Consider the following 12,398-nt stretch of genomic DNA (forward strand, 5'->3'; position numbering starts at 1 on the left):
TTCACTGCCCGAGGAGGGCTCTCATGTCAGCAACTACCTTCGGACGGCGCCGCGCGCTGCAGCTCGGCGGGCTGGCCACACTCGCCGGGCTGGCCGGCTGCAGCGGGAAGTCGCTCGGCGACAGCGGCTCGGGCTCCGGCGGCGGGTCCAAGGATCTGCAGTTCATGTTCTGGGGCTCGACCGCGGAGCAGAAGGCGATCTCGAACATGCTCAAGGCGTTCGAGCAGGAGAACTCCGGTGTCACGGTCAAGCCGGTGTTCACCCCGGCCGACTACGACACCAAGCTGAACGCGCTGGTCGCGAGCAACCGCCAGCCCGACCTCTGCTACATGCAGAGCCCGATGGGCTATCGCCTTGCCGAGCAGGGAAAACTCGTCAACCTCTACCCGTACTTCGACAAGTACCCGGACCTGGCGAACCGGCTGCCCGGCACCTACTTCTGGTGGGACAAGGGCAAGACGTACGGCACCCAGAGCGCCAACGAGATCATGTCGCTGTGGTACAGCAAGGCGGCGCTGAAGGATGCCGGCGTCGAGACGCCGCCGGCCGAGGCGGACAAGGCGTGGAGCTGGGACACCTTCGTCCAGAACGCGTACAAGCTCACCCTCGACCAGAACGGCAAGCACCCCGACGAGGACGGCTTCGACCCGAAGCGGATCCGGCAGTACGGCGTCTCTGCCGGACTCGGGCCGACGGTGTACCAGCCGCTGCTCCTCAGCCGCGGCATCAACTTCGCCGACGACACCGGTCGCAAGTCCATGCTGGACAGTCCCGAGGCGATCGAGGTGTTCCAGAACCTCGCCGACCTGATGTACAAGCACCGCGTCGCGCCGACACCGGCCCAGCTCGGCAACAACGCGCCGAGTACGACGGTGCAGCTCAAGACCCGCCGCGTGGCGATGGTCATCGACGGGCAGTGGACCCTGCTGGATCTTGCCCAGGGCAAGCTCGAGTTCGGGATGGGCGTGCTGCCGAAGTACAGCAAGCCGATGACGATCACGCTCGGCGGCGCGACCGCGATCTTCTCATCGACCAAGCACGAGCAGGAAGCCGTCGAGCTGTACCTGTTCCACGACAACCCGACCAAGGTCGACCTGTTCAGCACCGGGCTGTGGATGCCGCTGGAGAAGCGGTACTACACCGACCCGAAGGACATCGACGTCTGGACGAAGAACGACGCGCATCCGGCGGAGTACAAGGCCGCCGGCGTCGACTACACGATGAACAACTCGGCGCCGTACTTCTACCAGAAGCTGCGCAACATCGAGGCGATCGACAAGGTGCTGACGCCCGCGATCCAGGTCATCCAGCAGGGCAAGACCCCGGCCACCGAGGTACTCAAGCCGCTGGCCGCGAAGCTGAACGGCGGTCTCCTGCAGGGTACGTACCCCACCAACGGCAGCTGATGAGAGCAGAACGACGCTGGGGATGGTTGCTCGCGGCACCTGCGATCCTGGGCTTCCTGATCTTCACCATCGGCCCGATGATCGCGTCGCTGTTCTTCAGCCTGACGGACTGGCAGATCGGCGCACCGGCACGATTCATTGGCCTCGGCAACTACCGGCAGCTGGGCCACGACCCGTTGTTCTGGAAGTCGTTGAACGTCACGACCTACTACACGCTCGGCGTAGTACCGCTCACGCTGCTCGTCGGGTTCGTCGTCGCGATGCTGGTCAACCAGGGCATCCGGGGCCGGGGCCTGTGGCGGACGATCTACTACCTGCCGACGCTGGTGCCGGCGGTCGCGAGCTCGGTGCTGTGGATCTGGATCTTCAACCCCGACTTCGGTCTGCTGAACAGCATGCTCCGCCAGGCGGGGATGCCGACGTCGAGCTGGATCTACGGCGAGCAGAGCGCCGTACCGTCGCTGATCCTGATGAGCACGTGGGGCTTCGGGAACGCGATGGTGATCTTCCTGGCCGGCCTGCAGGGCGTACCGCGGCAGTTGTACGAGGCCGTCGCGATCGACGGCGGCGGGACCTGGGCACGGTTCCGGCACGTGACGCTGCCGTTCATGACGCCGACGATCTTCTACAACCTGGTCACCGGCACCATCGGCACCTTCCAGGTGTTCAACCAGGCCTACATCATGACCCAGGGCGGGCCGAACAACGCGACCGAGTTCTACATCTACTACCTCTACACGAAGGCGTTCACCGACAGCGAGATCGGGTACGCGAGCGCACTGGCCTGGGTGCTGTTCGTGATCGTCCTGGTCATCACCGTGCTGCTGTTCCGCAACGCGCGCCGATGGGTGTACTACGAGATGGGAGCGGCCCGGTGATACGAGAAGGCTCGCTGGTTCGCCGTACCGCGGTCTGGGTGTTGCTGGCCGCGGGCGGACTGATCATGGTCACGCCGTTCGCCTGGCTGGTCCGCAGCGCGTTGATGGACGACAACCAGATCTTCGTGTCGCCGCCGCAATGGATCCCGAAACCGTTCGCGTGGGCGAACTTCAGCGGGGCCCTGGGATCGCAGCCGTTCGCGCGGTACTTCCTGAACACGATGATCATCGAGGTGCTCGTCGTCACCGGGACCGTGCTGACGTGCGCGCTGGCCGCGTTCAGCTTCTCCCGGCTGCGCTGGCGCGGGCGGAACCTGGTCTTCGGGCTGCTGCTGACGGGCGTGATGCTGCCGTACGCCGTGACGCTGATCCCGACGTTCGTGATGTGGGGATCGGTCGGCGCGCTCGACACCTTCATCCCCTTGACGGTGCCGGCCTGGTTCGCCGGGGCGGGCGGTGGGGTGTTCAACATCTTCCTGTTCCGGCAGTTCTTCCTGACGATCCCGTACGAGCTCGACGAGGCGGCGTACATCGACGGCGCCTCACCGTGGAAGGTGTTCTGGGCGGTCATCATGCCGCTGTCGAAACCGGTCGTCGTGGTCGTGGTGATCTTCACCTTCATCGGCGTCTGGAACGACTTCCTCGGCCCGCTGCTGTATCTGACCTCCGACAGCAAATACACCCTCGCCCTGGGCCTGGCCGGCTTCCAATCCACCTACACCGCCCAATGGGGTTTCCTGATGGCCGCGTCCCTAGTAGTAATCCTCCCCATAATCCTCATCTTCTTCATCCTCCAGCGCTACTTCGTCGAGGGCGTGACGCTAACCGGCGTAAAGGGCTAAACGGACACCGCTCCGCAGCGGTTGTTTGGTCGGCCGCCATCGGTGGGGGCATGGTGTTGTTCGGCTGGAGGTGGTTGGCGGGGAATGGGTATTGGTTGGCTTTCTAGCGGTGGTGGGCCAGGGCTTGGGTCGGTGAGACTGCTTTAGGAGTCAGGTCATCGATGCAAGGAGAGGGATATGACGACGTTTGTGCTGGTGCCGGGTGGTTGGAAGGGGGCGTGGGCGTATGAGGCGGTGGTTCCGTTGCTGGAGCGTGCTGGGCATGCGGTGCATGCGATGACGCTGACCGGTTTGCGCCCAGACGACGACATTGCGACGGTCGCTACGGCAAACCTCGATACGCATGCGGACGACGTACTGCGGCTTCTGGATCGCGAGCGCCTCACCGATGTGACGCTCGTCGGGCACAGCTACGGCGGGATGGTGATCACTGCCGCCGCGGATCGTGCCGGCGGCCGGATCTCGCGGATGGTGCATCTCGACGCGTACGTACCGCACGACGGCGAATCGTGCTGGTCGGCAACGAACGACTACTTCCGGCAGGTGTTCGCTGCCGGCGCCGCGACCACCGGGTACTCCGTCCAGCCGCCCGGCACCAAGGATCCCCGCCGGCGTCCGCATCCGCTGGCAGCATTCGTGCAGACGATCCGGCTCACAGGCGCCGTCGACCGAGTTCCTCGTCGGGAGTTCGTCTACTGCTCGGCGTGGGAAGACCAGACGCCGTTCGCTCCACTCCGCGCTCGACTCGAACCCGATCCCGAGTGGCAGGTCCACGACGTCGCAACCCGCCACGACGCAATGAACGAAGCCCCGGAGGCGGTCGCCGCAATACTCCTCGACGAAGGCATCACGAATGCACCGACGGACAGATCCCACGCCACTCGTTGACCGCGGCCGGGCGGGTATTTGAGCTGCGTCGGATCGCATCTGTGCGTAGCGTGCGGCCCGTGGAGCTACGGACGAAGTTGGACCGGTTGGTTGCTGCCGCGTCACTCCCGCCGGTGGCTGAGGCCGAGACGTTGCCCGGTCTTGGGCTGGACAATCAGTTGCTGCTGGCAAGGCTCGTCAACGATCAGCGGGTTCTGCTTCGGCAAGGACCAGCGTCGGTTTCGCCCGCTCCTCGTGCCCGGTTCCTGGAGTTGCATCAGGTCGGCGCGCCACGCCTGTGGGCTGCAGACGACACCGGCGCCATCTTGGTCGACTTCGTGGCCGGGGAGACGATGGTTGCCGCTGCCGAGCGGGGTGCGGTGACCGATGAGGTGTGGCGTCGCCTTGGGCAGACGTATGCGCGAGTCCACAGGGTGCAGTTCCCGGGCCCGCTGACTGGCCCGTTCGGCCCGCGGGGGTTGGTGCTTGCCTTCGAGGATCCGGTCGAGAAGCTCCTGGCGACAGTTGATTCCGGCGAGCCATGGGTCGGGCAGCATCGACCGAGCCTGACTCCGTACCTCGATCAGCTGAGGTCACGGATCGAGGCGCGCGCCGATGAGCTCCGTGCTGAGATCCCATGCCTCAGCCATGGCGATCCGAATTTCCACAACGTGGTGGTGGGCGACGCATCGGTGACGCTCATCGACTGGGACTTTCCCATGGTCCGGTACCCATTGGACGAGCTGGCCGGTGTCGAGGAGCACGCCTACCTCCACGGATTCTCCGAGTTGCCTGCCGCGTTCTTTGCCGGGTACGGCCGCGACGTGTCTCGACAGCTGCTCCGGCTCTGCCGCACCGTGGGCTGCCTGGGCACGTTGAGCAGTCCCGACTGGGCAGGGATGCTCGTGGATGATGTCATGCCTGCTGGACAGCTGGCGATGATCCGTCGTTTCTACCAGGGGTGGTCGGACTGGTTCGACCAGCGTCCCCGTCTCCTCGACCACACGTGACAGGCGGGAAAGGCGGTGCATCGATGGAGTTCGGGTCCTAGAGTGCGTGGCGTGGATCTTTCGCAGCTCGGTACGCCGATCAGGCCGATGGTCCGCGTCGACGGTGGATTCGCCAACCGGATGTACCGGCTCGACACCGATCAGGGGTCGTTCGCGGTGAAGGAGATGAACGTCGTCGACCGTCGCTGGGCCTACCGTGTCCAGGACGTGTTCAGGTTCGAGCGGGCGGCCTTCGAAGCCGGCATCCCGATGCCAGAGCCGATCTCGGCCAGCGACAAACTTCTCGTCCACCGATGGGTCGACGGAAGAAAGATGCCCGAGGCACCAGTGTCGCCGGCGTACGCGTTCGGGATCGGTGAGATCCTCGCGCGCATCCACGCGCTGGACGTCGAGTGGACCGACCTGTCGATCGAGGACCCGGCGGCACACGACTGGCCCGAGCTCGCCGAGCGGGCGGCGGCGACCGGGCAGCCGTGGGCCGACGAACTCGCCTCCCGGGTGGAGACGTTCCTCGCGATCGCCGACTTCGTCGACACCTGCGAACGGCCAGGGCCCGTTGTGCTGACCCACAAGGACATCCAGCCGTGGAACCTGCTCGCTCAAAACGGTCGGCCGGTGGTGCTCGACTGGGAACTCTCGGGGATGCTCGACCTGTCCGGTGAACTCGGCTCGACCGCACTGAGCCTCGCGAAGGGACCCGGCTTCGACGACATCGAGCCCGCCATCTTCCACTCGGTCCTCGACGGGTACGTCGCAGCGGGCGGAACGCTGCCGCCGTCAGGCCCAAGCTGGTTCGTCTTCATGATCAGCGGCTGGCTGGGCCACACAAGATGGAACATCCTCCGCTGCCTGGCCGGCATCGAGGCAAGCACCGGCCCGGACGTCGCTCTGTCCCACGAGTCCGCCCGCAACGGCATCCGCGGCCTACCCGACCTCTTCGGCCGGCTCCCAGACCTCGAGTCGCTCCTCGTGTGACTCGAGGCTTCTAGGAGTCCCGCAGGGTGATGTTCGCGTGGCTCTCCTGGAAGCTCTGCTCGGAGACCAGGGTGAGCCGGGCGGTGGAACGGAACTCCGGCAGTGTGGTGGAGCCGCAGGAGACCATCGTGGTCTTGAGCTTGGCGATGGTCACAGCGAGGCCTTCGTCGAGGTCGCCGGCGTAGGGCACGTAGCCGTCGACGCCTTCCTCGAAGATCAGCCCCTGGCCGCCCTGGCCGTAGCGCTGCCAGTTGCGGGCGCGGTTCGAGCCTTCGCCCCAGTACTCCTTCACGAAGCCGTCCCGAGTGGGGAGTTTCGCGCCGGCGGCCTGGTCGAAGCGCGCGAAGTAGCGTCCCATCATCACGAAGTCGGACCCCATCGCCAGCGCCAGGGCGACGTGGTAGTCGTGCACCAGCCCGCCGTCGGAGCAGATCGGCACGTAGTCGCCGGTGCGTTCGCGGAAGGCGTCCCGGGCCTCGGCAACATCCAGTACTGCGCTGGCCTGGCCACGACCGATGCCTTTCTGATCACGGGTGATGCAGATGGAACCGCCGCCCACGCCGACCTTGACGAAGTCGGCACCGGCCTCCGCGAGGTAGGTGAACGCCTCGCCGTCGACCACGTTGCCGCCGCCGACCGGGACCTCGGGATAGTGCTTCTTCACCCAGGTCAGGGCCTGTGCCTGCCAGTCGCTGTAGCCGTCGGAGGAGTCGAAGCAGAAGGCGTCCGCGCCCGCGTCCAGCAAGGCGGGGACGCGCTCTTGGTAGTCGTGGGTGTTGATGCCCGCGCCGACGCGCAGACGCTTGGCAGCGTCCACGACCTGGTTCGGGAAGCGCTTGTTGTCGGCGTAGTCGGATCGGAAGACCAGATGTTGCAGGTGGCCCTCGTCGTCCACGACCGGGAGACAGTCGAGCCGTTCGTCCCACAGCCGGGCGTTGGCCTCGGAGAGCGTGGTGTCGGGCCCGGCCTGGGGCAGGTCTGCGATGGGGATCATCCGGCCGCTGACCGGTCCGTCGAGGTCGTGTCGCTGCGGGTGGAAGTCCCGGGAGGTCACCAGGCCGAGCAGGCGGCCGGTGGCGGTCCCGTCGTGGGTGACCGCGGCGGTGCTGTGGCCGGTGCGACGCATGACGTCGACCAGCAGGCTCAGGGTGTCCTCGGGGCGGACGTTGGTGTCGCTGGTGACGAAGCCGGCCTTGAAGTTCTTCACTCGGCGGACAGCGGCGACCTGGTCCTGGATCGGCTGGTTGTGGTGCAGAAAGCTCAGGCCGCCGTTGCGCGCGAGTGCGATGGCGAGTTCTGGTGTGCTGACCGCCTGCATGATCGCGGAGGTGAACGGGGAGTGCAGCTCGATCGCCGAAGGTTCCCCCACCCGGTGCCGCACCAGGGAGGTGCGCAGGTCGACCGTCGCCGGCGAGCAGTCGGTCCGGGTCAGGTTCGGCAGGAGCAGAAACTCGTTGAACGTCCGCGAGACCTCGGCGATGATCTGTGCCATTCGTTCCTCCTGATCCGTCGACCGGGGTCCGGCTGCCTGCCGTGATCGAACGGGGTGGGGTCGTGACCTGGCACCCTATCGATTACCCCGCCGCTGCACGAATTGTTGGCTGTAGGCCGCAGTCGATTCGATGCGCATACGATGGAATCTCTGGCCTTCGGTGCTGTTCTTGTTGCGACGCAGCTGAAGCGATTCAGGGAGGCCTGTGAGGTAGACGGGCCGATCGAGCCGCGGTTCGACGGGGCTACGTACGGCGCTTGCGGCGTGCCATGACATCAGTGTCGAGCGCGTCCCACGCCGCCTGTGGGCCAACGCGTGGTCGGAACCGCCGGCGGCACCACCGACCGCGGCCGACTGCTACTCGCCTCTCCGCGAACTGAGCGGCGCGTGGAACTCGCCTCTCCGCGAACAGGGCGGCGACCCTGACCGGAATTCTCGACTGGTGGCGTCTCCCCTCGTCGACTTCACGTGCAGCCAGTGGGACAGCGCAAGTTGGGCCGCCGAACGCTCGTACGGCGACCTCCGTCGGCACCTCTGGACGGCGTACGCCGAGCATCGTTCGGTGCCGCTGCCGAGTTGGGAGCAGGTCCACCTCGCGCTGACCACGTTCGACATCGTTGCCCTGGCCCCCGAGACGAAGACCCACTACTACTGGCAGAAGAGCGCCGAGTGGCAAGCCGCTCGACGGGCTGCGGCGCTAGCCTCCTTGCATGCGCAGCTCGAGTAGGCAGGCATCTATTGAGCGTCGTGGAAGACGAGACCCAACGTGTGGCGTTGGCCGGTGTGGATGGGGGACACACCGTGGCGGACCGGCGAGGCTGACCAGCCTCGGGTGGATCTGACGGGGCGGTCTCGGGTGGTGAAGAGGAGGCCGTGGCCCTGGGGGATGAGGGTCGCGGTACCGCGGGACTGAGCGCGTGGGCGTTGTTCGACCAGGAGGAATTCGCCGCCGGTGTGGTCGACGCCGGGGTCGTTCAGGTTGATGACGACCTGTAGCGGAAAGACCTTGTCGCCGTACAGGTCGCGGTGCAGTGCATTCCAGTCGCCCGCGCCGTACCGCAGCAGGATCGGGGTCGGGCGGGTCTGGCCGGCTTGGTGGCAGATGTCGAGCCACTCGTCGAGCGTGTCCGGCCACTCCGCCTCGCGGCCGAGTTTCGCGTACCAATCACGGGCGATCGGCAACAGCCGCGGATACAGCGCCTGCCGCAGGGCCTCCACCTCCGCAGGGAACGGCCGATCGAAGTACCGGTACTGACCTTCGCCGAAGCGGTGCCGGGCCATGTCGATCGTGGCGCGGAAATGCTTCACCTCGTCGTACAGGGCCGCGATCCGGGCGGCCTCGGTCGGCGTCAGCAGTTGGGGCAGCAGTGCGCAGCCGAGGTCGTTCACCTCGGCTGTCACCGCGTCCCAGTCGGCTCCGGCTACTCGTCGCTCGTACTTGTTCATAGAGATGGAACGGCGTAGGCCGGGAACGTGTGAGGGCTACTCCGGGTAGTACGCCCCGCCGTCGCCCCACACCGACGGCAACTCGAGCAGGCTGCCGTAGTGATGCATCGCAATCCCCGCAAAAGCAGGAGCCCCGGCTTCGGCGGCGTACACCTTGTCCAGCTCGCCCTCCATGTACGCGCGCCCCTCCTCGTAGAACGTCACCGTCTCGGGGTCTCCGGTGCCGGACAGGTCCTTCGTCTCGACGCCGATGACGACCGAGCGCGGTTTGCCGATCGTCGCCGCGTACGCGACCTCGTGGTCGGCCCGCGCGACGATCCCGGTCGCGGTCTCGGTGTAGTCCATCAGCGAGACGTAGTCGGTGAGGTCCTGCACGTGGTCGCTCAGCGGAGCGGTCTTGCCGTGCCACGTGATCGCCGTACAGCAGTCCGAACTGTCGAGCCAGAACGGGATCGCGGGCCCGACCAGCAGTTGCTCGCCGGACGCATCGCGCAACCGCATGAAGCCCGCCAGCAGATCGAGCCAGCTGGTCGGAACCGTCGTACCCGGCTCCTTCCACTGCGGCAGCAGATAAGGCTCGATGTCGACATTCACTCCGTCGAACCGCGCATCGGCCGGTACGGCGAGGTTGTAGTCGAGCACCTTGGTGAACTCGGCCACCGCGCGATCCTGGTACTGCGGCAACGCCCCGAGGTACGGCGGAACCGTCCCGCCCGCGATCACCGCCTGCACGTGGTACCCGCGGCCGCGCGCCCAGCGGACGAACGCCGCGACCTGACTGCGCGAGTCCCGCAGCATGTCGCGACCGTTGTACGCCGCGACGCCGACGTACAGGGTCCGGATCGGGTCCGAGCCGAACGTCGTCGTATCGTCCATCACCGCGCCGAGCTTGTCCCGGGCCGCCCGGTCGAACACGGCCGGATACGAATTCTGCTCCCACAACCACATCGCCCGGTCCTGCTCGTACCGCTGCTGCGTCGGCTTCACCGCCCCGCCCACCGACACGTACGTCGTAGCTGACGTCCCGACCCGTCCGGCGACGTCCACCGCCCGCGCCTCGATCCCGGCGAACCCTTTGCCCGCGTTGAATTGCACCCGATAACGACCACCTGGACCGGGTACGGCGGGTCGCCACGCGCCACCGTTCACCCGCGCCTCGACGCGCCGGACCGTACGACGGGACTCGACCTGGATCGTGGCCTCGAGCCGCGGACCGTGAAGAGCCGCACCCATCACCGGCGAGGTGATCGCGACAGCCGGCTTCGCAGCACCAGGGTTGTGCACGGCGACCGAGATGAACGGCGACCACTGCGTGTACAGCGTCTGCAGGTTCTTGCCGGACGCCGCGAGCCCGATCGTCCCGTCCACATCGCTCAGGTCGACCTTCGCCGTCCATGTACCTGCAGCAGCATCCATCGTCACCGGCACAGTCCGCGCGGCGTCGACAACCAGTTGCATGTCGGACACCTGCGCGAAGTGACCGCGCACGGTCAAGAAGCGTGGGCTCAAGCCGGCGCCGTCGACCGGCGAGTCGATGCTGATCGCCGGAGCATCTGCTGCGGGCGCGTCAGCACTCTCCGCCGCACTCGCCTGCGCCGACGCCGTCGGCCCGACGGCAAGCAGGATCGCGAGGGCTGCGATCAGTCTTCTCACAGCTGTTCCAGCACGGTGATCGGTGCCAGCATCGTCGCGTCGTCGAGCGGTCGCTGCCCGGTCTCGAGCATCGTCAGGAAGACCTTCAGACCGGGGAGCACGTACTCCGCATCGAGCTGCACATCGCGACTGACGAGACCGGTCCGCCCGACGATCTCAGCATGGAACGGCACCCGGCCGTCGTCCGTCGGCTTGACCAGCTGCAGTGTCACCAGCACACCGTTGCTCCGATACCGCGCCACCACAGTCGACCCGACGCGCTCGACCTCGACCGGCCCCGGTTCGCCCGGAGCCAACCGCTGCGCGAGGTCGGCGACATGGATGCCGTAGAAGAAGATCCCGCTGTACTCGCTGTCCGGATCAGCCGGCCCGGTGACCGTCACGGCCTGGAGTTCGCCAACCTCGGCGGCCGCGAGTACGTCGGCGTCCGCGACCCACCGCACAGCGGAGTACGACGTGACCGGCGTGCTGCTCCGACGGGCAGCGTCGAGGATCGCCGAAGCATCCGCCGTGCTGGCTGCGAGCGGCTTGTCCACCCAGACCGGAATGCCCGCGTCCAGGAACGGTACGGCGTGCTCGCGGTGCAGTGCGCCGTCGCGATTGGTGGCGATCAACGCGTCGACGGAACCGATCAGTTCGGCCGAGGTGGGGACGACCTGGGTGATGCCGCCCTCGGCCGCGAGCTTGCGGGTCTTCTCGTCGTCGCCGACCAGCGCGACCACCTGTGCGTCCGAGATCCGGTCCACATTCAGAAGCCGAACGATGTGGTCGGCGTGGCTGTTTTCCGTTCCCACCAAGGCGATGCGCATCAGTTCTCCTTCAGCTCGACGGGGCGCCCCAAGCGGGCGGACTCATACACAGCGAGCACCGTGGCGAGAGACCGACGCCCCGCCTCCAGCGACACCGCCGGGGCGCGCCCTTCGCGGACGGCGCCGATGAAGTCGCGGTACTGCGCGAGATGGGCGAGCTCGACCGGACCCCAGTCGGCCGGTCCGTCCAGCACCGGCGCCTCGGGTCCTGTCGCCCCCGCGGAGGCGAAGTACGCGAGCTCGTCGTCGTCGAGCACCGCCGTACCTTGATCGCCGTGAATCGTCAGCCGCACCGGACGGCCCGGGTACGCCGCGGTGCTGGCGAGCAGGAGGCCGATCGCCCCGCTCTCGAACAGGATCGAGGCGCCGGCCAGGTCCTCGACCTCGATACCTTCGTGGGCGAGCGTCCCGGTCTGCGCGCTGACCTGGATCGGACGGCCGAGCATCCACACCAGCAGATCCAGCGCGTGGATGCCCTGGTTCATCAAGGCGCCGCCGCCGTCGATCGCGAGCGTGCCGCGCCAGTCGTCGCCGTCGTAGTACGACTGCGGCCGGAAGAACGCCGACTCGGAGATCCCGGAGGTGACGCGGCCGAGGGCGCCGGTGTCGATCGCCGCGCGGATCTGCGCGACCGGCGGCTGGAACCGGCGCTGGCTGATCACCGAGACCGTGAGTCCCGTCGAGCGCTGTGCGTCGATCAGGCGGTCCGCGGCGGCAAGCGTGATGTCCACAGGCTTCTCGACGATGACGTGCTTGCCGGCCTGCAACGCTTCGATGGCGACATCCGCGTGCAGCGCGCTCGGCAGGCAGATCGCGACGGCGTCGATCTCTTCCGCGGCGTACGCCTCAGCTGGTGTGGCGTACGCGTGCCCGCCGTACTGTTCGACGAGTTTGCCGGCGCGGTCGAGGTTCTGGTCGACGGCCGCGACCAGGTCGGCTTCGTCGCCGAGGGCTTCGATGAGGCGAGCGTGCACGGTGCCGATCGCGCCGGCACCGATCAGGGCGAAACGCATGAGACCT

General features: G+C 67.0%; 12 protein-coding genes. 7 read left to right on the plus strand and 5 right to left on the minus strand.

Going from position 1 to position 12,398, the window contains the following annotated elements; genetic code table 11:
• The first annotated feature begins 23 nt into the window (after positions 1-23).
• From OHA18_RS24680 to OHA18_RS24705, 6 genes are all read left to right on the plus strand, one after another.
• Positions 24-1,406, plus strand: a complete 1,383-nt coding sequence (locus tag OHA18_RS24680; protein ID WP_328997651.1) for an ABC transporter substrate-binding protein — start codon at positions 24-26, stop codon at positions 1,404-1,406.
• Positions 1,406-2,284: a carbohydrate ABC transporter permease gene (locus OHA18_RS24685; RefSeq protein ID WP_328997652.1), complete on the plus strand. Its 879-nt coding sequence runs from the start codon at positions 1,406-1,408 to the stop codon at positions 2,282-2,284. Before OHA18_RS24680 ends, OHA18_RS24685 begins: the two co-directional genes overlap by 1 nt.
• Positions 2,281-3,126: a carbohydrate ABC transporter permease gene (locus tag OHA18_RS24690; RefSeq protein WP_328997653.1), complete on the plus strand. Its 846-nt coding sequence runs from the start codon at positions 2,281-2,283 to the stop codon at positions 3,124-3,126. The genes OHA18_RS24685 and OHA18_RS24690 overlap by 4 nt, the downstream gene beginning before the upstream one ends.
• Before the next feature lie 177 nt (positions 3,127-3,303).
• Complete coding sequence (locus OHA18_RS24695) at positions 3,304-4,014, plus strand: alpha/beta fold hydrolase (protein ID WP_328997654.1); 711 nt, start codon at positions 3,304-3,306, stop codon at positions 4,012-4,014.
• Positions 4,011-5,003, plus strand: a complete 993-nt coding sequence (locus OHA18_RS24700; RefSeq protein WP_328997655.1) for a phosphotransferase family protein — start codon at positions 4,011-4,013, stop codon at positions 5,001-5,003. The genes OHA18_RS24695 and OHA18_RS24700 overlap by 4 nt, the downstream gene beginning before the upstream one ends.
• 51 nt (positions 5,004-5,054) lie before the next feature.
• Positions 5,055-5,978 carry a phosphotransferase family protein gene (locus OHA18_RS24705; protein ID WP_328997656.1) on the plus strand — a complete coding sequence of 308 codons (924 nt, stop codon included), beginning with the start codon at positions 5,055-5,057 and terminating at the stop codon, positions 5,976-5,978.
• Between the two features lie 10 nt (positions 5,979-5,988).
• Here the strand turns inward: OHA18_RS24705 and OHA18_RS24710 are convergent, their stop codons facing one another.
• Positions 5,989-7,470 (minus strand): IMP dehydrogenase, encoded by a 1,482-nt coding sequence (locus OHA18_RS24710; protein WP_328997657.1) that lies wholly within the window; start codon positions 7,468-7,470, stop codon positions 5,989-5,991.
• 442 nt (positions 7,471-7,912) lie between these two features.
• Between OHA18_RS24710 and OHA18_RS24715 the strand changes: the two genes are divergently transcribed.
• Positions 7,913-8,197: a hypothetical protein gene (locus OHA18_RS24715; protein ID WP_328997658.1), complete on the plus strand. Its 285-nt coding sequence runs from the start codon at positions 7,913-7,915 to the stop codon at positions 8,195-8,197.
• An 8-nt stretch (positions 8,198-8,205) separates the two neighbouring features.
• On the opposite strand, the gene OHA18_RS24720 is transcribed toward OHA18_RS24715, so the two are convergent.
• Genes OHA18_RS24720 through OHA18_RS24735 form a run of 4 tightly spaced genes read right to left on the minus strand, consistent with a single transcriptional unit; the run spans position 8,206 to position 12,391 of the window.
• The gene (locus OHA18_RS24720) at positions 8,206-8,916 is read right to left on the minus strand and encodes a 2OG-Fe(II) oxygenase (RefSeq protein ID WP_328997659.1); all 711 of its coding nucleotides are present in this window, start codon (positions 8,914-8,916) and stop codon (positions 8,206-8,208) included.
• A 36-nt stretch (positions 8,917-8,952) separates the two neighbouring features.
• Positions 8,953-10,569: a hypothetical protein gene (locus tag OHA18_RS24725; protein WP_328997660.1), complete on the minus strand. Its 1,617-nt coding sequence runs from the start codon at positions 10,567-10,569 to the stop codon at positions 8,953-8,955.
• On the minus strand, positions 10,566-11,378 hold the full coding sequence (locus OHA18_RS24730; protein WP_328997661.1) for a Gfo/Idh/MocA family protein: 813 nt from the start codon (positions 11,376-11,378) through the stop codon (positions 10,566-10,568). The genes OHA18_RS24725 and OHA18_RS24730 overlap by 4 nt, the downstream gene beginning before the upstream one ends.
• A complete protein-coding gene (locus OHA18_RS24735) occupies positions 11,378-12,391 on the minus strand; it encodes a Gfo/Idh/MocA family protein (protein WP_328997662.1) in 1,014 nt (337 codons plus the stop codon). The genes OHA18_RS24730 and OHA18_RS24735 overlap by 1 nt, the downstream gene beginning before the upstream one ends.
• Positions 12,392-12,398: the final 7 nt, after the last annotated feature.

Source organism: Kribbella sp. NBC_00709, from assembly GCF_036226565.1.
Classification (GTDB): domain Bacteria; phylum Actinomycetota; class Actinomycetes; order Propionibacteriales; family Kribbellaceae; genus Kribbella.